18 protein-coding genes are annotated in these 22,150 nt (G+C 73.0%); 14 read left to right on the forward strand and 4 right to left on the reverse strand.

Features of this window, described 5'->3' with window-relative positions:
* Positions 1–79: 79 nt before the first annotated feature.
* From PVK37_RS14820 to PVK37_RS14835, 4 genes are all read left to right on the forward strand, one after another.
* Complete coding sequence (locus PVK37_RS14820) at positions 80–529, forward strand: hypothetical protein (protein WP_275034573.1); 450 nt, start codon at positions 80–82, stop codon at positions 527–529.
* Between the two features lie 113 nt (positions 530–642).
* Positions 643–1,362: a class III extradiol dioxygenase subunit B-like domain-containing protein gene (locus tag PVK37_RS14825; RefSeq protein ID WP_275034575.1), complete on the forward strand. Its 720-nt coding sequence runs from the start codon at positions 643–645 to the stop codon at positions 1,360–1,362.
* On the forward strand, positions 1,347–2,264 hold the full coding sequence (miaA, locus tag PVK37_RS14830) for a tRNA (adenosine(37)-N6)-dimethylallyltransferase MiaA (RefSeq protein WP_275035120.1): 918 nt from the start codon (positions 1,347–1,349) through the stop codon (positions 2,262–2,264). The genes PVK37_RS14825 and miaA overlap by 16 nt, the downstream gene beginning before the upstream one ends.
* Positions 2,265–2,271: 7 nt before the next feature.
* On the forward strand, positions 2,272–3,327 hold the full coding sequence (locus PVK37_RS14835) for a diaminopimelate epimerase (protein ID WP_275034578.1): 1,056 nt from the start codon (positions 2,272–2,274) through the stop codon (positions 3,325–3,327).
* A gap of 231 nt (positions 3,328–3,558) precedes the next feature.
* Here PVK37_RS14835 and PVK37_RS14840 read toward each other — a convergent pair whose 3' ends face one another.
* Positions 3,559–5,031, reverse strand: a complete 1,473-nt coding sequence (locus PVK37_RS14840; protein ID WP_275034580.1) for an NAD-dependent malic enzyme — start codon at positions 5,029–5,031, stop codon at positions 3,559–3,561.
* Positions 5,032–5,526: 495 nt separating this feature from the next.
* Between PVK37_RS14840 and hflX the strand changes: the two genes are divergently transcribed.
* Complete coding sequence (hflX, locus tag PVK37_RS14845) at positions 5,527–7,005, forward strand: GTPase HflX (RefSeq protein ID WP_275034581.1); 1,479 nt, start codon at positions 5,527–5,529, stop codon at positions 7,003–7,005.
* Between the two features lie 52 nt (positions 7,006–7,057).
* Positions 7,058–8,806 (forward strand): beta-propeller fold lactonase family protein, encoded by a 1,749-nt coding sequence (locus PVK37_RS14850; RefSeq protein ID WP_275034582.1) that lies wholly within the window; start codon positions 7,058–7,060, stop codon positions 8,804–8,806.
* A 57-nt stretch (positions 8,807–8,863) separates the two neighbouring features.
* Here PVK37_RS14850 and lexA read toward each other — a convergent pair whose 3' ends face one another.
* A complete protein-coding gene (gene lexA, locus PVK37_RS14855; protein ID WP_275034583.1) occupies positions 8,864–9,646 on the reverse strand; it encodes a transcriptional repressor LexA in 783 nt (260 codons plus the stop codon).
* Between the two features lie 521 nt (positions 9,647–10,167).
* Between lexA and nrdR the strand changes: the two genes are divergently transcribed.
* Together nrdR and PVK37_RS14865 are read left to right on the forward strand one after the other, a co-directional pair.
* A complete protein-coding gene (gene nrdR, locus PVK37_RS14860; RefSeq protein WP_275034584.1) occupies positions 10,168–10,650 on the forward strand; it encodes a transcriptional regulator NrdR in 483 nt (160 codons plus the stop codon).
* Between the two features lie 74 nt (positions 10,651–10,724).
* Positions 10,725–13,589 carry a vitamin B12-dependent ribonucleotide reductase gene (locus tag PVK37_RS14865; protein WP_275034585.1) on the forward strand — a complete coding sequence of 955 codons (2,865 nt, stop codon included), beginning with the start codon at positions 10,725–10,727 and terminating at the stop codon, positions 13,587–13,589.
* Between the two features lie 195 nt (positions 13,590–13,784).
* On the opposite strand, the gene PVK37_RS14870 is transcribed toward PVK37_RS14865, so the two are convergent.
* Positions 13,785–14,945, reverse strand: coding sequence for a Shedu anti-phage system protein SduA domain-containing protein (locus tag PVK37_RS14870; protein ID WP_275034586.1), 1,161 nt, complete (start codon positions 14,943–14,945; stop codon positions 13,785–13,787).
* 133 nt (positions 14,946–15,078) lie between these two features.
* On the opposite strand from PVK37_RS14870, the gene PVK37_RS14875 reads away from it, so the two are divergent.
* From PVK37_RS14875 to PVK37_RS14885, 3 genes are read left to right on the forward strand one after another with little or no spacing between them, the layout of a single operon-like run.
* Positions 15,079–15,492 carry a hypothetical protein gene (locus PVK37_RS14875; RefSeq protein WP_275034587.1) on the forward strand — a complete coding sequence of 138 codons (414 nt, stop codon included), beginning with the start codon at positions 15,079–15,081 and terminating at the stop codon, positions 15,490–15,492.
* A complete protein-coding gene (locus PVK37_RS14880) occupies positions 15,489–15,914 on the forward strand; it encodes a hypothetical protein (protein WP_275034588.1) in 426 nt (141 codons plus the stop codon). Before PVK37_RS14875 ends, PVK37_RS14880 begins: the two co-directional genes overlap by 4 nt.
* A 37-nt stretch (positions 15,915–15,951) precedes the next feature.
* On the forward strand, positions 15,952–16,194 hold the full coding sequence (locus tag PVK37_RS14885; RefSeq protein WP_275034589.1) for a DUF5522 domain-containing protein: 243 nt from the start codon (positions 15,952–15,954) through the stop codon (positions 16,192–16,194).
* A 49-nt stretch (positions 16,195–16,243) separates the two neighbouring features.
* Here PVK37_RS14885 and PVK37_RS14890 read toward each other — a convergent pair whose 3' ends face one another.
* Positions 16,244–16,924 (reverse strand): iron-dependent transcriptional repressor DtxR, encoded by a 681-nt coding sequence (locus PVK37_RS14890; protein ID WP_275034590.1) that lies wholly within the window; start codon positions 16,922–16,924, stop codon positions 16,244–16,246.
* Positions 16,925–17,022: 98 nt separating this feature from the next.
* Here PVK37_RS14890 and PVK37_RS14895 point away from each other — a divergent pair, with 98 nt between their 5' ends.
* The 3 genes from PVK37_RS14895 to PVK37_RS14905 all read left to right on the forward strand — a co-directional run bounded on the left by PVK37_RS14895 (position 17,023) and on the right by PVK37_RS14905 (position 22,011).
* Positions 17,023–17,877 carry a sulfurtransferase gene (locus tag PVK37_RS14895; protein WP_275034591.1) on the forward strand — a complete coding sequence of 285 codons (855 nt, stop codon included), beginning with the start codon at positions 17,023–17,025 and terminating at the stop codon, positions 17,875–17,877.
* Between the two features lie 209 nt (positions 17,878–18,086).
* Positions 18,087–19,268 (forward strand): acetoin utilization protein AcuC, encoded by a 1,182-nt coding sequence (locus tag PVK37_RS14900; protein ID WP_275034592.1) that lies wholly within the window; start codon positions 18,087–18,089, stop codon positions 19,266–19,268.
* Positions 19,255–22,011, forward strand: a complete 2,757-nt coding sequence (locus PVK37_RS14905; RefSeq protein ID WP_423791081.1) for a bifunctional acetate--CoA ligase family protein/GNAT family N-acetyltransferase — start codon at positions 19,255–19,257, stop codon at positions 22,009–22,011. Before PVK37_RS14900 ends, PVK37_RS14905 begins: the two co-directional genes overlap by 14 nt.
* Positions 22,012–22,150: the final 139 nt, after the last annotated feature.

The following is a 22,150-nucleotide window of genomic DNA, read 5'->3' on the forward strand; positions in this document are numbered from 1 at the left end:
TTGTCGACGATTGACGTACGGTGTACGGTACGCCGTACCCGAACGTCCGGAGGTGCCGGGCGTCGCAGAGGAGGACCGGATGACCCAGGCCCGCTCGCAGATCGTCCCGCCGGCCGACCCGGGCTACGCCCCGACCGAGGCGGACCTCGCCGCCCTCGCCGACTGGTTCCGGCGGTACGACGCGTACGCGGCCGCCGGGGACGTGGCCGGCACCGCCAGCCTGGCGATGTTCCCGCTGAACACGGTCACCGACGACTCGTCCGGCGAGGGCTCGGCCCGGCAGCTCGACCGCGCCGAGTACCTGCGGGTGATGGGCGGCGCGCTCGGCGGCGGCGGGGACCTGACCATGGACTCCACCCGCACGCCCTACCTGCTCACCCCGAGCCTGGCGGTGGTCTTCACCGAGGCCGAGTTCACCATCGACGGGCAGCCGCAGCGGGTGCGCTACGCCGACGTGCTGGTCAAGGTCGGCGGCGAGTGGCGCTTCCAGACGATGATCCAGGGCGGCTGGGGCGACCACGCCGGCTGAGATCCCGGGCGGCGGCGACCACGCCGGCTGAGATCCCGGGCGGCTGGGGCGACCACGCCGGGCTGACCGGGCCGGCACGCGGGATCCGGGGCGCCGACCGCTACGGTGGCCTGGTGTCCCTGGTCGCCGCTGCCGTCTGCCCCCACCCGCCCCTGCTCGTCCCCGAGGTAGCCGGCGCGGCCGCCGGTGAACTCGACGACCTCCGCGCCAGCTGCGCCGACGCCCTCGGCCGACTGCTCGCCGCCGAACCCGAGGCGCTGCTGATCGTCGGCTCCGGCCCGACCACCACCCCGTACCGCGCCGCCGACCACGGCTCGCTGCGTGCGTACGGGGTGGACCGGTCGGTACGGCTGTGGAAGGTCAACTGCTCCGGCGGGCCGTACCTCCCGCTCAGCCTGACCATCGGCGCGTGGCTGGTCGGCCGGACCGGCACCGACCTGCCCCGGTTCGCCCACGCGGTCGCCGCCGACGCCTCCGCGCAGGTCAGCGCCCGACTCGGCGCGGAACTCGTCGACGGCGCCGAACGCCGGGTCGCGCTGCTGGTCATGGGGGACGGCTCGGCCTGCCGGGGCCGGCAGGCACCCGGCTACGACGACCCACGCGCCGAGGCGTACGACGACCGGGTCGCGACTGCCCTGGCCGACGCGGACCCCGACGCCCTGCTCGACCTGGACCCCGGGCTGTCGGCGGAGCTGAGGGTGGCCGGCCGGGCGCCCTGGCAGGTGCTCGCCGGTGCGGCCCGCGCGGCCGGCGGCGGCTGGCGCGGGGACCTGCTCGCCCACACCGCCCCCTACGGCGTGGCCTACCTGGTGGCTACCTGGGAGCGGGCGTGACCGTCGTCGCGGTGGTCGGGCCGACCGCCGCCGGCAAGTCGGCGCTGAGCATCGCCCTGGCGCACGCCCTCGACGGCGAAGTGGTCAACGCCGACTCGATGCAGCTCTACCGGGGGCTGGACATCGGCACCGCCAAGCTCACCCCGGCCGAACGCGAGGGCGTACCGCACCACCTGCTGGACATCTGGGACGTCACCGAACCGGCCAGCGTCGCCGAGTACCAGACCCTCGCCCGCGCCGCGGTCGACGACATCCTCGCCCGCGGTCGGGTGCCGCTGCTGGTCGGCGGCTCCGGCCTGTACGTCCGGGCGGTACTGGAACGCTTCGAGTTCCCCGGCACCGACCCCGAGCTGCGCGGACGCCTGGAGGCCGAACTGGCCGCCGTCGGCCCGGCCCCGCTGTACGAGCGGCTGCGGGCCGCCGACCCGACCGCCGCCGCCGGCATCCTGCCCGGCAACGGCCGGCGCATCGTCCGGGCCCTGGAGGTCATCGAACTGACCGGCGCGCCGTTCACCGCCGCGCTGCCCGAGCCGATCCCGTACTACCCGTCCGTGCAGCTCGGCGTGGACCGGGACACCGCCGACCTGGACGACCGCATCGCCCGCCGGGTGGACCAGATGTGGGCCGCCGGTCTGGTCGCCGAGACCCGCGAGCTCGTCGGCCACGGCCTCGCCGAGGGGCGTACCGCCAGCCGCGCCCTCGGCTACCAGCAGGTGCTCCGCTTCCTGGCCGGTGAGCTCACCGAGACCGAGGCGCACGACGAGACGATCCGGGCCACCCGTCGGTTCGTCCGCCGGCAACGCTCCTGGTTCCGCCGCGACCCCCGGGTGCACTGGCTGGACGCGGCCGACCCCGACCTGGTTCCGACGGCGCTGCGAACGGTGCGCGGCGCTGGGGAATGATGGGGGCGTGGAGTTCACCAAGGGCCATGGCACCGGAAACGACTTCGTCATCCTTCCCGACCCGGACGGGCAGCTCGACCTGACCCCGGAGCAGGTCGCCGCGATCTGCGACCGGCGACGCGGCATCGGGGCCGACGGCGTGCTCCGGGTGGTCCGCTCCGCGAAACACCCCGACGCGGCCGGACAGGCCGGCGAGGCCGAGTGGTTCATGGACTACCGCAACGCCGACGGGTCGGTGGCGGAGATGTGCGGCAACGGCGCCAGGGTCTTCGTGCACTACCTGATCACCACCGGGCTGGCCACCCCGACCTCCTCCGCCGCTACCCCGACCTCCTCCGCCGCCTCGGCCTCCACTGCCCCGGCCTCCGCCGCCGCCCCGACCTCCGTTGCCCCGACCGCTGCCGTCCCGCCGGGCAGTGCATCCGACGGTTCGCTCCTGTCGGGCAGCGCGCCCGACGGGTCGCTGCTGCCGGTGCCGGGCAGCGCAGTCGACGGGTCACTCCTGCCGGTGTCGGGCAGCGGAGCCGGCCGGTCGCTGCTCCTACCGGTGGCCACCCGGGCCGGCGTGGTGCGTGCCCGGATCGACGGAGAGACCATCGCCGTCGAGTTGCGCCGTCCCCGGCTGTACGACTCGGGGACCGCCACTCTCGGCGGGCTGACCCTGCCCGGCACGGCCGTGGACGTCGGCAACCCGCACCTGGTCTGCCCGCTGCCGGCCGGGCTGGACCTGGCCGCCCTCGACCTGACCCACCCGCCCGGCGTCGACCCGGCACTCTTCCCGGCCGGCGTGAACGTCGAGTTCACCACCCCCGGCGACCCGGTCGACGGCACCGACGCCCAGGTACGGATGCGGGTCCACGAGCGCGGCAGCGCCGAGACCATGTCCTGCGGTACCGGTGCCTGCGCGGTGGCGGCGGTGGCCCTGCGCGACACCGGCCGGGACACCGGCACGGTCACCGTGGACGTCCCCGGCGGCCGGCTGACGGTGACCGTCACCCCCGACTCCTGCTGGCTCGCCGGCCCCGCCACCCTGGTAGCCACCGGCACCCTCCTCCACCCCTAACCACCCACACCCTCAACCCCCTCCCAGGCGCTCCCCGCCCGCTCGCACTCCCGGGCATCCCCCGTCCCCCCGGTTCACCCCGGGCATCCCCGGTTGATCATGAAGTTGTTGTCGCGACACGCCGGGTGGGATGACAACAACTTCATGGTCAACTCGGCGAGGCGAGGCGGGGCGAGGCGGGGCGAGGCGGTAGGGGGAGGGGGTGCGGGAGGGGCGCGGGAGGGGAGGGGGTTAGGGGGTGGCGGTGGCGGTGGCGGCGATCTCGGGGAGGTCGGCGGGGCCGGGGTCGGCGGCCGGAGGCGGCGTGGCGGCCGGGTTCTGCGCGGCGGCCCGGACGGCGGCGGCCACCGCCGGGGCGACCCGGGAGTCGAAGACGCTCGGGACGATCACCGTCGGGTTGATCTTGTCCTCGCCGACCACGTCGGCGATGGCCCGGGCGGCGGCGATCGCCATCTCCTCGGTGAACTCCTCGGCGTGCGCGTCCAGCATGCCCCGGAACACGCCGGGGAAGGCGAGCACGTTGTTGATCTGGTTCGGCTGGTCGGAACGGCCGGTGGCGACCACCCGGGCGTGCTTGCGTGCCTCCCGGGGATCCACCTCCGGGTCCGGGTTCGCCAACGCGAACACGATCGCGTCCTCGGCCATCGTGGCGATGTCGTCCCCGTTGAGCAGGTTCGGCGCACTCACCCCGATGAAGACGTCCGCGCCCCGGACCGCGCCGCGCAGGTCACCGGCGTAGTCGTCCCGGTTGGTGTGCTCGGCCAGCCACTGCCACGCCGGATTGAGCCCGGTCAGGCCACGGTGCAGAGCACCCTCCCGGTCGCACGCGATGATGTCGCCGACGCCCTGACGCAGCAGCAGCTTCATGATCGCGGTACCGGCCGCACCCGCCCCCGAGACCACCACCCGGACGTCCGCCAACTGCTTGCCCACCACCCGCAGCGCGTTGGTCAACGCGGCCAGTACGCAGATCGCGGTGCCGTGCTGGTCATCGTGGAACACCGGAATGTCCAGCAGCTCCCGCAGCCGGGCCTCGATCTCGAAGCAGCGCGGCGCGGCGATGTCCTCCAGGTTGATCCCGCCGTACGCGGGCGCGATCGCCCGGACGATGTTGACGATCTCGTCGGTGTCCTGGGTGTCCAGCACCACCGGCCAGGCGTCCACCCCGCCGAACCGCTTGAACAGCGCCGCCTTGCCCTCCATCACCGGCATCGCCGCGGCCGGACCGATGTTGCCCAGCCCGAGCACCGCCGACCCGTCGGTCACCACGGCGACCGTGTTCCGCTTGATGGTCAGCCGCCGCGCGTCGGCCGGGTTCTCCGCGATCGCCAGGCAGACCCGGGCCACCCCCGGCGTGTACGCGCGGGACAGCTCGTCCCGGGTCCGCAGCGCCACCTTCGGCGCGACCTCGATCTTGCCGCCGAGGTGCAGCAGGAAGGTCCGGTCGGAGACCTTCCGGACGTCCACCCCGTCCAGCGCCGACAGCGCCGCCACCACCTGGTCGGCGTGCCCGGCGTCGGCGGTGTCGCAGGTCAGGTCGACCACCACGTGCGTCGGGTCGGAGTCCACCACGTCGAGGGCGGTGACGATGGCTCCGGCCTCGCCGACGCAGGTGGTGAGCCGGCCGATCGAGGATGCGTCGGCGGGCACGGCGATCCGGATGGTGATCGAGAATCCGGCGCTGGGCAGGCGGGTGATGGCCACGGGTTCCTCCGGTGATGGCTCGACGGCTCCGGTGCCGTCGACCCCCGCATTTCTACCGGTTCGCCGGATCGGACCGGCACGCGCCCCGGGCCGCAGTGAGCTGAGCCGTGGATGATCGGCCCGGCACGCGCCCCGGGCCGCAGTGAGCTGAGCCGCGAGTGATCCGCCCGGCACCGCTGCGGGCCGCAGAAAGCTGAGCCGCGAGTGATCCGCCCGGACACCCACCTGGCCCGGCACGGCGCGGAACTGACACCGCGAGAGTTTGGCCGTGCTCGCCGTGAGTGTTCCGTCGTGGTGCCGTGAGTGCTCGGGCGCGGTGCCCCGAGTGGCCTGTCCCGGACGTCCGGGACGTCCGGGGTGTTCCGGTCCGGATCCGTCGGGCGTGCCGCCCGGACGCCGGGAGTGTTCCGGCCCGGACCGGGCAATTAGCAGGTGCGGTCACGCCCTGCGCGTGACACGATTACCGGGTAGTTGTCAAACGGACAGGAGAACGGTTTGCGAGAGCAGGAGGGCTTCGTCCCGGTCGGCGGCCCACACGGCCCGGTCGAGGACGAGGAGCTCGACGCCACCACCACCACCGGCGAGCTGGAGCTGGAGGAACGTCAGGCGCTGCGTCGGGTGCCCGGTCTCTCCACCGAGCTCACCGACATCACCGAGGTCGAGTACCGCCAGCTCCGGCTGGAACGGGTCGTGCTGGTCGGCGTGTGGACCGAGGGCACGGTCACCGACGCGGAGAACTCCCTCACCGAGCTGGCCGCGCTGGCCGAGACCGCCGGTTCCCAGGTACTCGAGGGGCTGATCCAGCGGCGCAACCGCCCCGACCCGGCCACCTACGTCGGCCGGGGCAAGGTCGACGACCTGACCGGGGTGGTGCTCTCCACCGGCGCGGACACCGTGATCTGCGACGGTGAGCTCTCCCCGTCCCAGCTGCGCAACCTGGAACAGCGCACCAAGGTCAAGGTGGTCGACCGTACCGCGCTGATCCTCGACATCTTCGCCCAGCACGCCAAGAGCCGGGAGGGCAAAGCCCAGGTCGAGCTGGCCCAGCTCGAGTACCTCCTGCCCCGGCTGCGCGGCTGGGGCGAGACGCTGTCCCGGCAGACCGGTGGTAGCGGGCGTGGCGGTGGAGCCGGCGGCGGCGTGGGTCTGCGTGGCCCCGGTGAGACCAAGCTGGAGACCGACCGGCGCCGTATCCGGCACCGGATCGCCCGGCTGCGCCGCGAGATCAAGGCCATGCGGACGGTACGCCAGACCAAGCGCTCCCGGCGGGCCCGCAACGCCATCCCGGCGGTGGCCATCGCCGGCTACACCAACGCCGGCAAGTCCAGCCTGCTCAACCGGCTGACCGGGGCCGGGGTGCTGGTGGAGAACGCGCTGTTCGCCACCCTCGACCCGACCACCCGGCGGGCCACCACCGCCGACGGTCGCCTCTACACCCTCTCCGACACGGTCGGTTTCGTCCGGCACCTGCCGCACCAGATCGTCGAGGCGTTCCGCTCGACGCTCGAGGAGGTCGCCGAGGCGGACCTGGTCGTGCACGTGGTCGACGGCACCCATCCCGACCCGGAGGAACAGGTCCGGGCGGTCCGTGAGGTGCTCGCCGAGGTGGGCGCCGACCGGCTGCCCGAGCTGCTGGTGGTCAACAAGACCGACGCCGCCGACGAGGACACCCTGCTGCGGCTCAAGCGCGCCTGGCCGGAGGCCGTTCTCGTCTCCGCCCACTCCGGGCGGGGGATCGAGGGCCTGCGGGCCGCCATCGAGTCCCGACTGCCCCGTCCGGCGGTCGAGGTCCGGGCGGTGCTTCCGTACGACCGGGGCGACCTGGTGGCCCGGCTGCACCGCCAGGGTGAGGTGCTCAGCACCGCCCACCTGCCGGAGGGGACGTTGCTGCACGTCCGGGTCGGCGAGTCGCTCGCCGCCGAGTTGGCCCCGTACCGGACGGAGGAGACCATGGCCGGCGCACGCCGGCCCTGACGGGGGTCGGCGGGTCGTCCGGGCGTACCGTGGAACATGCGACACTGAGCCCATGCGGCGCGCGGTTTCCTCGATCACGGTTGCCTTCGGCCTGCTCACGGCGACCATCGGGTGTGCCGGGGTGGCGGTCGCCGCCCCGGCTCCGACAGCCTCCGACGCCGCGCCCCCGGCCGGCAAGAAGCGCTGCACGGTCACGGACGAGCGGCTGCGCGAGCTGTCCGGGCTGGTCGCCACGAAGTCCGGCTACATCGTGGTCAACGACAGCACCGACATCGACAGCCACAAGCGGGTCTTCTACCTCGACACCAGGTGCGAGGTGACCAAGTCGGTCCGGTACTCCGGGCAGGGGCCGCTGGACCCGGAGGACCTGGCCCTCTCCCCGGACGGCAAGACGCTCTGGATCGCCGACATCGGCGACAACATCACCAGCACCAACCGGCGCGAGCGGGTCGCGTTGTGGACCATGCCGGTCGACGGCAGCGAGGAACCGCAGCTGCACCGGGTGGCGTACCCGGAACGCAAACCGCACGACGCCGAGGCCCTGCTGATCACCGACGACAACAAGCCGTTGATCGTCACCAAGACGCTCAGCGGCAAGGCCCAGATCTTTGCCCCCACCGGGGCGCTCAAGACCAACAACGCCGAACCGGTGCCGATGGAGCAGGTCGGCGAGGTGGCCCTGCCGAAGACCACCACGCCGAACGTGCTGCAGGGGCCCGGCCGGGTGGCGATCACCGGGGCGGCCCGTTCACCCGACGGCAGCCGGGTGGTGCTGCGTACCTACGCCGACGCCTTCGAGTACGACGTGACCGGCGGGGACGTCCTCGCCGCGCTGACCAAGGGCGAACCCCGGGTCACCCCGTTGGCCGACCCGTTCGGCGAGGCCATCTCGTACACCCCGGACGGGAAGCTCTTCGTCACCGTCTCCGACGCCGGTGAGCTGGGCGAGGACGAGCCGATCGACATTCTGGCGTACACCCCGTCCAGCAAGGGTGCCGAGCCGGTGGCGGACGACCCGAAGAAGAAGGCGTCGTCCGGTGGGTCCTGGACCGACGGGCTGAGCCTGAACGACCTCACGTACCTGATCGCGGCCGTGGGTGTGCTGGGCGCGCTGCTGGTCGGCGCGGGCATCTTCGGTATCGTGCGGGCCCGCCGCCGCCCGGAGCGACCCACGAAGGATGATCCGTCCGGCACCGGTGACCTGCCCGACCGGGACGCCGTCGACCGGCGGCCGGGCGGGGCGCCCCACGACCCGCCGGGCCGGGACCGGCCCCGTGGCGGCGGGGTCTACGGTGCGCCGCCGCCGGGCGACGTTCCCCCGACCGGTCGCCCTGCCGGCGGCAACGTCTACGGTGGCGGCCCGCCTCCATCGGGCGGTGGCGTGTACGGGGGCTCCCCCGGTGGCGGGGTGTACGGGGGCGGCGCGCCCTCGGGCGGACGTAGCGGCTATCGCGGCGGACGGAGCGGCGGGCCGGGCCCTTCGGGCGGCCGGGGCGGGTACGGCGATGCGCCCGCCGGTGGCGGCGGTGTGTACGGCGGTTCCCCCGGTGGCGGGGTGTACGGGGGCGGCACGCCCTCGGGTGGCGGCGGCTACCGTGGCGGTCCGCCCGGCGGCGGCGCACCGGGCGGCGGCGCATCTGGCGGCGGAGGCTACGGGGGCCGGGCCGAGCCACCGCGACGTGGCCGGGCGACCGGTCGCCGGGACGAGCCGGAGCACCGGGGCCGGCGCGGCGGGTACGACCCGGAGGGGTATGGCCGCGCCACCGACCGGGACCGCGACTACCGGGGCACCCGGTACTGACCCTGGACCGACGGCGCGGGAACGACTCTGGCGGGGCGGCCCGACCGGCCGCCCCGGTCAGATGCGGCGCAGCACCGCCACGACCCGGCCCATGATGGTGGCGTCGTCGCCGGGGATCGGGTCGAACGCCGGGTTCTGCGGCATCAGCCAGACGTGCCCGTCCCGGCGGCGGTAGGTCTTGACGGTGGCCTCGCCGTCGAGCATGGCGGCCACGATCTCGCCGCTGTCGGCGGTGGGCTGCTGCCGGACGACCACCCAGTCGCCGTCGCAGATCGCCGCGTCGAGCATCGAGTCGCCCTTGACCTGGAGCATGAAGACCTCGCCCTCGCCGACCAGCTCGCGGGGGAGGGGGAAGATGTCCTCGACGGCCTGTTCCGCCAGGATCGGCCCACCGGCGGCGATCCGGCCCAGCATCGGCACGTACGCCGGGGCGGGGCGCTGCGAGCGGGTCAGCTCGTCGTCGATCATGTCGCTCGGCGGGCGGACGTCCACCGCCCGGGGACGGTTCGGGTCGCGCCGCAGGAAGCCCTTCCGCTCCAGCTCCTTGAGCTGGTAGGCGACGCTCGACGGGGAGACCAGACCGACCGCCTCGCCGATCTCCCGGACGCTGGGCGGGTAGCCGTGGCGGTCCACCCAGTCCCGGATGAACTCCAGGATCCGGCGCTGCCGGGCGGTCAGGTCGACGGTGGCCGGGTCGGGAAAGGCGCTGACCACCGGGGTGACCGGGCGTACGGCCGGCTGGCCGGCCCGGCTGCGGGTGGAACGGCGGCGGGTGGCCGGCGGACCCGCCTCGGCGATCTGCGGGGGCTTCTGCCGGCTGGCCCGGTCCTCGGTCGACACGTCCGTCCTCCCTGGTCGGCGCTGGGTGCCTCGGCGGCTCGTGGTGCGTACGGATGGCGGAGCCGGCCGCGTGGACTGCTCCGACGCGCCCGGTTGTTCCCGACCGTATAGGTGGGATGGGTCATTTTCAAACGTCTGTACGACCTGACTCCGGCGTGTCGTGGCCGTTTCCCCGCATTCCGCTCGACGGTTTCTGGTAAATGGTACGTCGACTCGAACAGATGTTCTATTGTTCCGGTTGTTCGGCGGGGTAACCCGGCGGCCCGCCCGGCGTTGAGCGGAGGGGGTTCGCGGTGACGCGCCGGACACGCCGGCCAACTTGACCACGGTCGGTCGGCGGCATACGGTCGACCCCTAGATGTAGTAGTCACATGGGTGTAAGTCGCCTATAGGTTGGGTTCGACTACCGACCGCACTCCCGCTCCCGCCCGCGGTGGACGGCCATCGACCGATGGTCCCACCGTGGTCGCGTGTGCCCGGGAGGAGGGGCGCTGCCGCGATCGATGCAAGGAGGTTCGGCGATGCGGTGCCCGTACTGCCGGCACGCCGACTCCCGGGTGGTCGACTCGCGGGAGGCCGACGACGGCCAGTTGATCCGGCGTCGTCGGGCCTGCCCGGAGTGTGGCAAGCGGTTCACCACGGTCGAGGAGGCGGTCCTGGCGGTGGTGAAGCGGAGCGGGGTGACCGAGCCGTTCAGCCGCACCAAGATCATTGGCGGGGTGCGCAAGGCGTGCCAGGGACGGCCGGTCGACGAGGACTCGATCGCCCTGCTCGCCCAGAAGGTCGAGGAGACGGTACGCGCCAAGGGGGCGGCGGAGATCCCCAGCCACGACGTGGGCCTGGCGATCCTGGGCCCGCTGCGCGACCTGGACGAGGTGGCCTACCTCCGCTTCGCCAGCGTCTACCGGTCGTTCGACTCGCTGGCCGACTTCGAGCGCGAGATCGAGACCCTGCGGGCCGCGGCCCGCGCCCGCGCCGACGCCGAGGTGGCCGGCGCCAACTGAGCTTGCTGCTTGTTTCTGTTAGGTGACGACGCGTGGCCGGGTAAGACGGCCGCGCAGACGAGGGGGCGGATGAGATGGCGGGGGACGGCGTGACAGCCAGCCGATCGCGGACAAAGGCCGGGGTGGCCACCACGGGGCTGAAGATCGACCGGGTGTGGACCACCGAGGGGGTGCACCCGTACGACGAGGTGACCTGGGAGCGCCGGGACGTCGTGATGACGAACTGGCGGGACGGCTCGATCAACTTCGAGCAGCGCGGGGTCGAGTTCCCGGAGTCGTGGAGCGTCAACGCGGCCAACATCGTGACCACCAAGTACTTCCGGGGCGCGGTGGGCACCCCGGAGCGGGAGTGGTCGCTCAAGCAGCTCATCGACCGGGTGGTCAGCACCTACCGGGCCGCCGGTGAGGAGCACGGGTACTTCGCGGGCCCGGTCGACGCCGAGGTCTTCGCGCACGAGCTGACCTGGATGCTGCTGCACCAGGTGTTCAGCTTCAACTCGCCGGTCTGGTTCAACGTGGGCACGCCGTCACCCCAGCAGGTCAGCGCGTGCTTCATCCTCGCCGTCGACGACTCGATGGATTCCATCCTCGACTGGTACAAGGAGGAAGGGCTGATCTTCAAGGGCGGCTCCGGCTCCGGGGTCAACCTGTCCCGGATCCGGTCCTCCCGGGAGCTGCTCTCCTCCGGTGGCAACGCCTCCGGCCCGGTCAGCTTCATGCGCGGCGCGGACGCCTCCGCCGGCACCATCAAGTCCGGCGGGGCCACCCGGCGGGCGGCCAAGATGGTCATCCTCGACGTGGACCACCCGGACATCCAGGAGTTCGTGGTCACCAAGGCGCGCGAGGAGGACAAGATCCGCGCGCTGCGGGACGCCGGCTTCGACATGGACCTGGGCGGCTCCGACATCGTCAGCGTGCAGTACCAGAACGCCAACAACTCGGTCCGGGTCTCCGACGAGTTCATGTCGGCGGTGGAGACCGGCGGCGGGTTCGACCTGCGCGGCCGGCTCGACGGGGCGACCATCGAGACGGTCGACGCGCAGAAGCTGTTCCGCTCGATCGCCGAGGCCGCCTGGGAGTGCGCCGACCCCGGCCTCCAGTACGACGACACGATCAACGACTGGCACACCTGCCCGGAGACCGGGCGGATCACCGCGTCGAACCCGTGCAGCGAGTACCTGCACCTGGACAACTCGTCCTGCAACCTCGCCTCGCTCAACCTGATGAAGTTCCTCCGCGCCGACGGCGGCTTCGAGGTGGAGAAGTTCGTCCGGTCGGTCGAGTTCGTCATCACCGCGATGGACATCTCCATCTGCTTCGCCGACTTCCCGACCGAGAAGATCGGCGTCACCACCCGGGCCTACCGGCAGCTCGGCATCGGGTACGCCAACCTCGGCGCGCTGCTGATGGCCTCCGGCCTGCCGTACGACTCGGAGCAGGGGCGCTCGGTCGCCGCCGCGATCACCTCGCTGATGACCGGCACCGCGTACCGCCGCTCCGCCGAGCTGGCCGGCATCGTCGGCCCGTACGAGGGCTACGCCCGCAACGCCGAGCCGCACAAGCGGGTCATGCGCAAGCACGCCGCCGCCAACGACGAGATCAAGCCGACCGGTACGGTCGCCACCGCGATCGTCCGCGAGGCCACCCGGCAGTGGACCCAGGGCAACAAGGTCGGCGACAAGTTCGGCTGGCGCAACTCGCAGGCCAGCGTGCTCGCGCCGACCGGAACCATCGGCCTGATGATGGACTGCGACACCACCGGTGTCGAGCCGGACCTGGCGCTGGTCAAGTTCAAGAAGCTGGTCGGCGGCGGTTCGATGCAGATCGTCAACCAGACCGTGCCGCGTGCCCTGCGCAGCCTCGGCTACCCGGAGGAGCAGGTCGAGGCGATCGTCGAGCACATCGCCGACCACGGCCACGTGGTGGACGCCCCCGGCCTCAAGCCGGAGCACTACCCGGTCTTCGACTGCGCCATGGGCGAGCGGTCCATCGCCCCGATGGGGCACGTGCGGATGATGGCGGCGGTCCAGCCGTTCATCTCCGGCGCGATCTCCAAGACGGTCAACATGCCGGAGCAGGCCACCGTCGAGGACGTCGAGAAGATCTACTTCGAGGGCTGGAAGCTCGGCCTCAAGGCCCTGGCGATCTACCGGGACAACTGCAAGGTCGGCCAGCCGCTCTCGGTGGCCAAGCCGAACAAGGCGACCGAGCCGAAGGCCGTCGAGGCCGCCCCGGCAGCGGTCGAGAAGACCGTCGAGAAGGTCGTCGAGTACCGGCCGGTGCGCAAGCGGCTGCCGAAGAAGCGCCCCTCCCAGACGGTCAGCTTCTCCGTCGGCGGGGCCGAGGGCTACCTCACCGCGTCGTCGTACCCGGACGACGGCCTCGGCGAGGTCTTCCTCAAGATGTCCAAGCAGGGCTCCACCCTGGCCGGCGTGATGGACGCCTTCTCGGTGGCGATCTCGATCGGCCTCCAGTACGGCGTGCCGCTGGAGACGTACGTCAGCAAGTTCACCAACATGCGGTTCGAGCCGGCCGGGATGACCGACGACCCGGACGTGCGGATCGCCGCCTCGGTGATGGACTACATCTTCCGTCGCCTGGCGTTGGACTTCCTGCCCTACGAGACCCGGGCCGAGCTGGGCATCTTCACCGCCCAGGAGCGGACCGCCCAGATGCGCGCCGAGGCGGAGGCCGCCGAGGGCGGCACCGACCTGACCGCGATGGCCGCGTCCGCCCCGGTCGAGACGAAGCCGGAGCCGGTCGAGCCGGTCGCCGAGGTCAGGCCGGCCCCGTCGGCCGGTTCCTCCACCGAACTGCTGGAGGCCGTGATCGGCAAGGCCGCCGACGCGCCGCTCTGCTTCACCTGCGGTACGAAGATGCGGCCCGCCGGTAGCTGCTACGTCTGCGAGGGCTGCGGCTCCACCAGCGGCTGCAGCTGACACCGGGAGATTCGTGGACGTCTCCCATGAGCTCCTCCTAAGAGGAATCACTGGTTGACATACCTCCTGGTGAGGGCCTGAACAGGTGCCTCCCATCCGATTCCGGGTGGGAGGCACCTGTGCTGCTGCGATCCGTCTGCGGTGCGTGCTGAACTGGGTGAATCCCTCCCGACAGCATCCAGGTGGACCTGCCACTCATTCCGCCAACCGCAAGACCCGATCGGCCCGATCCGCCACCTGCTTGTAGGTGACCACCTCGACCCTGGACAGGTGGCTGTTGTATACCCGCAGCGCTGCGTCCACCTCGTTCTCGCTCGCCTCCTCCTCGAACTGCGGATGCCCGATGATCACCGACGCTGAGGCACGCCGTACGTCGATGCCCTGCTCCGCGAGCCGGGGACGGTCCTCGTCCAAGACCACGAGGTAGTTCATCGCCTGCGCCACCGCCCTGTGCACCTCGTTGGTCGGCACCCACCGGCCCCGTTGACGGGTGAGTAGTGGAACGGCGGCCCGCTTCAACTCGACCACGTGCACCGTGCCGTCCGGCCGGAGCAGCGTCAGGTCCAACTCGATTCCGCGACTGATCCGCCGTGGCCCCAACCTGTCCGCCAGCTGCGTTCCACCGAATATCCAGAGATTCTTCTCCAGCGCTCGTTGCAGGTCGCGCTCGCTGCTGTGCCGGTTGAGGACGACGGCATCGAGATCCCGAAGCGCCCGACGCCGTGCTCGCAGCAACACCACGTCGGCGATTTCTTCGGCCGAAGCCTCAGCGGTTGGCGTGAAACCGGCACCTGAATCGCCAATGTGCAAGCGGTCGAGCAGCACCTCCGTCATCCAGGTCGCCTGCTCGTTCGTGCTACGACTGACCTCGAAGACCCCGGTTGCCCCGGCCACGTCCGTGATGACCAGGCGCTTCATCTCATCGACATATGCCATGACCTCGTCACGGGTTGCCTGCGGGTGTTCGTCGAGGAACGTGCGAACCTGGTCCGCGACGAATGTCGCGGAGATCGACACGAAGGTGGTCAGCGCGTTCGCGTGTCGGCCCCGGGCACCGCCGAGCAGCTGGTACTTGATCTCCAAGTCCGGGGCCAGCATGACATTGGTCGCGTACGAGAGGGCGTCCTCCAACCGTTCGGCGGCGTCCTGGTCGCCTTCGGCGCGGGCCCCCGCGTGAGCATGACGCAGTAGATCGGTGAGCGTCCTGCCGCCACGATAGGGACTCCGGTATCCCATGTGCCGCTGTGCGTCCTCCACGAGGTTGCGGACGTGGTCGGAAAGGCCGTACTCGACGATCTTTTCGAGCAGAAGGCGCAGGGCGAAGTCGGATCGGACGCGGGGGCGAGATCCGGGCATGTCGGGATCTTCGCACGGGGGTATGACCCGACCGGCTGCCCCTTCGGTGCCGCGTACCACAGATCACGTACTTCACGTACTTGACGTACCTGCGAGGGATTGCCATGCTGAGGTCGAAGGGGGGTGCTGTCACGTGGTCGTGCACTACGACAGCTACACCGAAGCCCGAGCGCATCTGAAGGATCTGCTGGACGCGGCGGGCCGCGGGGGAGTAGCCACCGTTCGACGTGACTCCCACCGCATCGCGTTGGTGGACCAGGAGCGACTGCGGCACTTCCTTGCCTCGGTCACTCCTGCTGACACGCAGGTCGTGCCCGAGGCCGACGGGTGGTCGATCTTCATTCCCGGCTTGCCGGTGGCAGCCGACGGGGCGACCTTCGACGACGCTGTCGACGAGATGATCAGCGCCCTGCGCGAGTACGCCGACGACTGGCAGGAGCGGCTGGTCAATGCGCCCAACCACGCCAGCAACTGGGGCCTGGTCCAGTTGGTGAGCCTCAGCGACGACTCGCAACTCCGCGAGTGGCTGGTGGGGGCGAGTCGGTGAGCTGGCCGGCACCGACGAGGTACCACCATCAGGCGTTCTGCCGGCAGGAGGGCTGGCAGCAGGTACGCGACGCGCGCGGACGCACCGGCACGCACCACGTCACCTACGAGCTCCACCTGAAGGACGGTCGGATCCTCCGTACCCGTATCTCACACCCGCCCGACCGCAGTACGTACGGGCCGGCGCTCTGGCGTCACATCCTCCGCGATCAGCTCGACGTCTCGGAGGACGAGTTCTGGGCCTGCGTGCGTGCCGGTGTGAAGCCCGACCGGGGTGAGCCAGCGAGCCCGGCCGAGGCACTACCCGGTGAGGTGGTTCATCTGCTCATCACCCGGGTCGGGCTGACCGAGGGTGAGGTCGCGGCGATGAGTCGGGATCAGGCTCTCGCCCGGCTGCAGAAGTACTGGACCGAGGGCACCTGACCGGCATGGCAGGGCCACTCGACCAGAAGACTCACCGATGACCCCGAAACCGCTGCCCCTGGCGGACCGGCCGCTCACCGAGCCGCACCCGGCCCGGCTGGCCCCCGACCACCCCCACCGGGACGGGATCCTGGCCGCGCACGCCGCCGCGCTGGCCGCCGGGGACGCCGGTTACCCCGACCCGGCGACCGGGTTGTTCGTGCTCACCGCCGGCTTCCTGGCCCGGCGGGGGACCTGCTGCGGACGCGGCTGCCGGCACTGCCCGTACGTGACCGACTGAGCCGGCCCGGCCGCGACGGGCGGCGGGACCGGCTCAGCGTGGTCGATGGTCAGTGCGAGGCGACGAACACCCGGGAGGCCACCTCGCGGGGCAGCCGGATCTTCTCGCCGGACCGGTCGATGGTGACCGCGTCCCGCTCCTGAGCGACGGTGACCGTCGCGCCCGGGTCCACCCCGGCGGCGTGCAGTTGACGCAGCACGTCCCCGTCGGTCTGCACGCTCTCGCAGATCCGCCGGACGACGACCGTGCCGACGAGGCCCGGGAAGGCCAGGTTGCGTTCCCCCTCGGCGACCTCCGTGGTCGGCGGTGGGCCCAGCTCCTCCAGCCCCGGGATCGGGTTGCCGTACGGGGACCGGGTCGGGCGGTTGAGCAGGTCGTAGACCCGCTTCTCCACCGCGTCGCTCATCACGTGCTCCCACCGGCAGGCCTCCTCGTGGGCCTCCTCGTAGGGCATCCCGATCACGTTGACCAGCAGCAGCTCGGCGAGGCGGTGCTTGCGCATCACCGACACGGCGGTGTTGCGGCCCAGCTCGGTGAGCGCGAGGTGCCGGTCGCCCTCGACGGTGAGCAGCCCGTCCCGCTCCATCCGGGCCACGGTCTGGCTGACGGTCGGACCGCTCTGCCGTAGCCGCTCGGCGATCCGGGCACGCAGCGGCGGCACGCCCTCCTCCTCGAGTTCGAGGATGGTGCGCAGGTACATCTCGGTCGTGTCGACCAGATCATGCTTCACGGCAAAGGTCCTCCCGGAAACCGATGCTACCCCGGCGGCCGGCGGACGACCGCCGCCGAACCGCCGGTCAACGCCGCCGATGGTGTTGACTGGACCGCATGTCCGGTACCGAGGATCTGCTGGTGGAGGCGGCCGACCTGGCGGCCGAGATCGGTCACGCCCCGCCGCCCGCCCTGCTCGACGTCCGCTGGCGGCTGTCCGGCCCGCCCGGCCGGGACGACTACGCCGCCGGTCACCTGCCCGGCGCGGTCTTCGTCGACCTGGACACCGAGCTGTGCGGCCCGCCCGGCCGGGACGGCCGGCACCCGCTCCCCGACCCGGCCGCCCTCCAGGCGGCGCTGCGCCGCGCCGGTGTCCGCCAGGGGCGTCCGGTGGTCGTGTACGACGGTGGCGACGGGATGGCCGCCGCCCGGGCCTGGTGGACGCTGCGCTGGGCCGGGCACCGGGCGGTCCGGGTGCTACACGGCGGCTTCCCGGCCTGGGTGGCCGCCGGCCTGCCGGTCGACACCGACGCGCCCGACCCGGCTCCCGGTGACGTGACGGTGCGGCCGGGTGCCCTGCCGGTGCTGGACGCCGACGCCGCCGCCCGGCTGGCCGCCGCCGACGGGTCGGTGCTGCTCGACGTCCGGGCCACGCCCCGCTACCTCGGCGAGACCGAGCCGATCGACCCGGTCGCCGGGCATGTGCCCGGGGCGGTGAACCTGCCCGCCGGGGAGTACGTCACCGGCGGGCGGTTCCCGGCCGCCACCGACCTGCGGGACCGGTTCGCCGCCGCCGGGGTGACCGTCGACCGGCCGGTCGGGGCGTACTGCGGCTCCGGGGTGACCGCCGCCCAGACGGTGCTGGCGTTGCACCTCGCCGGCCGACCGGACGCCGCCCTGTACGTGGGCTCGTGGAGCGGGTGGGTGGCCGATCCGACCCGGCCGGTGGCGACCGGCCCGACACCGGGGTAGCGCCGACCCGCGCGCGACAGTGGGGACGCGCGGTGCCGGCCGACTCCCGGCGCGTCGGGTGCGGCCCGGGTCGACCGGTGCCGACGCTGCGCACCGGGTCCGGCGGGTGGCGGTCGGCCGACTGGGCGTCGGTCCCGTACGCGACACCGGCTGGTCGACGTGCGCGCGTGCGGTGGGGCGGATCCGCCCCACGTGCGACGATGGGCCACATGTCCGACGACACGGTGGTGGTCTGGGACGAGGCACTGCTCGCCTACGACCTCGGTGATCATCCGCTCGATCCGGTACGGGTGGAGCTGACCGTCGCGCTCGCCCGGGAGTTGGGTGTCCTCGACCGGCCCGGGGTGCGGCTGGTCAAGCCCGAACCGGCCGACGACGCGCTGCTGACCCGGGTGCACCGGCCGGAGTACCTCACCGCGGTCCGGATGGCTCCGCAGGATCCGCTCTGGGCCGGATACGGCCTGGGCACCTCGGACAATCCGGTGTTCGAGGGGATGCACGAGTCGAGCGCCCTGGTCGCCGGGGCGAGCGTGGCCGCCGCCGAGGCGGTTTGGCGGGGCGAGGCCCGCCGCGCGGTCAACGTGGCCGGCGGGCTGCACCACGCGATGGCGGACCGGGCGGCCGGGTTCTGCGTCTACAACGACCCGGCGGTCGCCATCGCCCGGCTGCTCGATCTGGGCGCGGAACGGGTCGCCTACGTGGATGTGGACGTGCACCACGGCGACGGGGTGCAGCAGATCTTCTGGGACGACCCGCGGGTGCTGACGGTCAGCCTGCACGAGACCCCGCTCGCGCTGTTCCCGGGCACCGGGTTCCCGGACGAGACGGGCGGGCCGGGCGCGCAGGGCAGCGCGGTCAACGTGCCGCTGCCGCCGGGTGTCGCCGATGCCGGCTGGCAGCGGGCCTTCCACGCGATCGTGCCGTCGGTGCTGCGCGCGTTCCGGCCGCAGGTGCTGTTCACCCAGTGCGGCGCGGACGGTCACCGGCTCGACCCGCTCGCCGACCTGCACCTGTCCGTCGACGGTCAACGGGCCACCTACCTGGCCCTGCGGGCGCTCGCCGACGAGTTGTGCGAGGGCCGGTGGGTCGCCACCGGCGGCGGCGGGTACGCCCTGGTCGAGGTGGTGCCCCGGGCCTGGACGCACCTGCTGGCGGTCGCCACCGGCGCGCCGATCGACCCGGCCACCCTCACCCCGCCGGCCTGGCGGGAACTGGCCGCCGCCCGTCGGCCCGACCGGGAGGTGCCGCTGCGGATGGGTGACGGCGTCGATCCGGGGTACGAGCCCTGGCAGCCCACCGGCGAGCCGACCCCGGTGGACCGGGTGATCGCCACCACCCGCCGGTCCGTCTTCCCCCTGCTCGGGCTGGACCCGCACGATCCGCGAGACTGAGCCGCCGCGCAGGGAGGGGCCGGGAGTGAGCACGCTGGACCAACCGGTGGACGTGCTGCTCAGCGACGGTACGACCGTCCAGTTGCGGGCCATCCGGCCGGACGACGGGCCGGGCATCGTGGCGATGCACTCGCGCTTCTCCGAGCGCACCCGGTACCTTCGCTACTTCTCGCCGTACCCCCGGATCCCGGAGCGGGACCTGCACCGGTTCACCCACGTCGACCACCGGGACCGGGAGGCGTTCGTGGTGCTGGCCGGCGACCGGATCGTCGCCGTCGGCCGGTACGAACGGCTCGGCCCCCGCTCACCCGACGCCGAGGTGGCGTTCGTGGTGGAGGACGAGTACCAGGGCCGGGGTATCGGTTCGGTGCTGCTGGAGCATCTCGCCGAGGCTGCCGGCCACAGCGGCATCACGTCCTTCGTCGCCGAGGTGCTCCCGGCCAACGGGGCGATGCTGCGGGTCTTCGCCGACTTCGGGTACCAACTCCAGCGGCAGTTCGCCGACGGGGTGGTGCACCTGAGCTTCCCGATCGCCCCGACCGAACAGACCCTGCGGGTGCAGCGGGGCCGGGAGCAGCGTACCGAGGCCCGCTCGATCGCCCGGCTGCTCGCCCCGCGCGGGGTGGCCGTGTACGGGGCCAGCGCCACCGGGCAGGGGGTCGGCGCGGCGGTGCTCGGGCACCTGCGCGACTTCGGCTTCACCGGTGCGGTCGTACCGGTGCATCCGAGCGCGGCCACGGTCGCCGGGCTGCCCGCATACCCGGCGGCGGCCGACGCCGGCGCGCCGGTGGACCTGGCGGTCGTCGCGGTGACCCCGGACGCGGTACCGGCGGTGGTGGCCGACGCGGCGGCGGCCGGGGCGCACGGCCTGGTGGTGATCTCCGCCGGGTTCGCCGAGGCCGGCCCGGCGGGCGCGGCGGCGCAGCGGGCCCTGGTCCGGCAGGCGCACGCCGCCGGGATGCGGGTGGTCGGCCCGAACTGCCTGGGTGTCGCCAACACCGACCCGGCGGTACGCCTCAACGCCACCGGGGCGCCGGTTCTGCCGCCGGCCGGCCGGGTCGGCTTCTTCAGCCAGTCCGGGGCGTTCGGGGTGGCGCTGCTCGCCGAGGCGGACCGGCGGGGCCTGGGACTGTCCAGTTTCGTCTCGGCCGGCAACCGGGCCGACGTCTCCGGCAACGACCTGCTCCAGTACTGGCAGGACGACCCGGCCACCGACGTGATCATGCTGTATCTGGAGACGTTCGGGAATCCGCGCAAGTTCGCCCGGTTGGCCCGGCGGATCGGCCGGTCGAAGCCGGTGGTGGCGCTCGCCTCCCCGGCCCGACCCGCCGCGACCGCCGTCCCGACGACCGCCGTCCCGACGACCGCCGCCCCGACGGTCGTGCCCGGCACCGGTCCGACGGCCGCCACCGAACCGGTGGGTGCGGCGGACACCGGCCCGGCGGCCGGTACCGGGCCGGTGTCCGTGCCGGGCATCGGGCCGGCGGGCGCGACCGGGTTGCCCGCCGGCCCGGACGAGGTGGCGGTGAGCGCGCTGTTCGCCCAGTCCGGCGTGATCCGGGTGGACACCGTCGCCGAACTGTTCGACGTCGGGGTGCTGCTGGCCAAGCAGCCGCTGCCGGCCGGGCGGCGGGTCGGCGTCGTCGGCAACTCCTCGGCGCTGGCCGGACTGACCGCCACCGCCTGCCTCGCCCACGGGCTCACCCTCGCCGACGGGTACCCGCGTGATCTCGGCCCGCACGCCGGGGCCACCGAGTTCGCCCTGGCCCTGGCCGAGACCGCCGCCGACGAGCGGGTCGACGCGCTGGTGGCGGTCTTCACCCCGCCGTTGCCCGGACAGCTGGTCGACGCCGACGCGGACATCGGCGCGGCGCTGCCCGGCGCGCTCGGCGCGGGCAAGCCGGTGGTGACGGTCTTCCTGGCCGGCAAGCTCCCGGCCGACGTGCCGGCCTACTCCGGGGTGGAGGAGGCGGTACGGGCGCTGGCCCGGGTGACCCGGTACGCCGACTGGCTCCGCCGTCCACCCGGCACGCTGCCCGAGCTGCCCGGCGTCGACCCGGACGCGGCCGAGGCGGCGATCCGTGCCGACGGCCCCGACCAGGCCGCCTGCCTGCTCGCCGCGTACGGCGTCGAGGTGGTCGACTCGGTGCCGGTCCGGTCCGCCGTCGAGGCGGCTGCCGTCGCCGAGCGGATCGGGTTCCCGGTGGCGCTCAAGGCGGCGGCGGCCGGCCTGCGGCACCGTCTCGACCTCGGCGCGGTCCGCCTGGACCTGACCGACCCGGCCGCCGTGCGGCGCGCGTACGCCGAGATGGCGGCGGTCTTCGGGGCGGACGTGCTGGTCCAGGCGATGGTCCCGCCCGGGGTGGCCTGTGTGGTGGAGCTGGTGGAGGATCCGACGTTCGGCCCGGTGGTCGGTTTCGGGCTCGGCGGGGTCGCCACCGAGCTGCTCGGCGACCGGGCCTGGCGGGCGGTGCCGCTGACCGACCGGGACGCCGCCGAACTGGTCGACGAGCCCCGGGCCGCGCCGCTGCTGCGGGGCTACCGCGGAGCCGAACCGGTCGACCGGTCCGCCCTGGTCGATCTGCTGCTGCGGGTCGGGCGGCTCGCCGACGAACAGCCCCGGGTCCGCTCGCTGACGCTGAACCCGGTGCTGGCCCGCCCGGACGGCATCTCGGTGCTGCACGCCGCCGTCCGGGTCGGCTCGGCCGCCGCCCGCCCCGACACCGGCCCCCGGCGGCTCTGAACCGGCCAGCCGCTGTCCCCGGCCTCCGGCGGCTCTGAACCCGGCCCGCCGTCGTCGCCCGGCCCGGTACAGCCCGCCGACGCCGTCGGGCGTCCCGGCGGCTGCGACCTGCCGGCCGCCGCCGCCCGGACACGACAGC

Source organism: Micromonospora cathayae, from assembly GCF_028993575.1.
GTDB classification, from domain to species: domain Bacteria; phylum Actinomycetota; class Actinomycetes; order Mycobacteriales; family Micromonosporaceae; genus Micromonospora; species Micromonospora cathayae.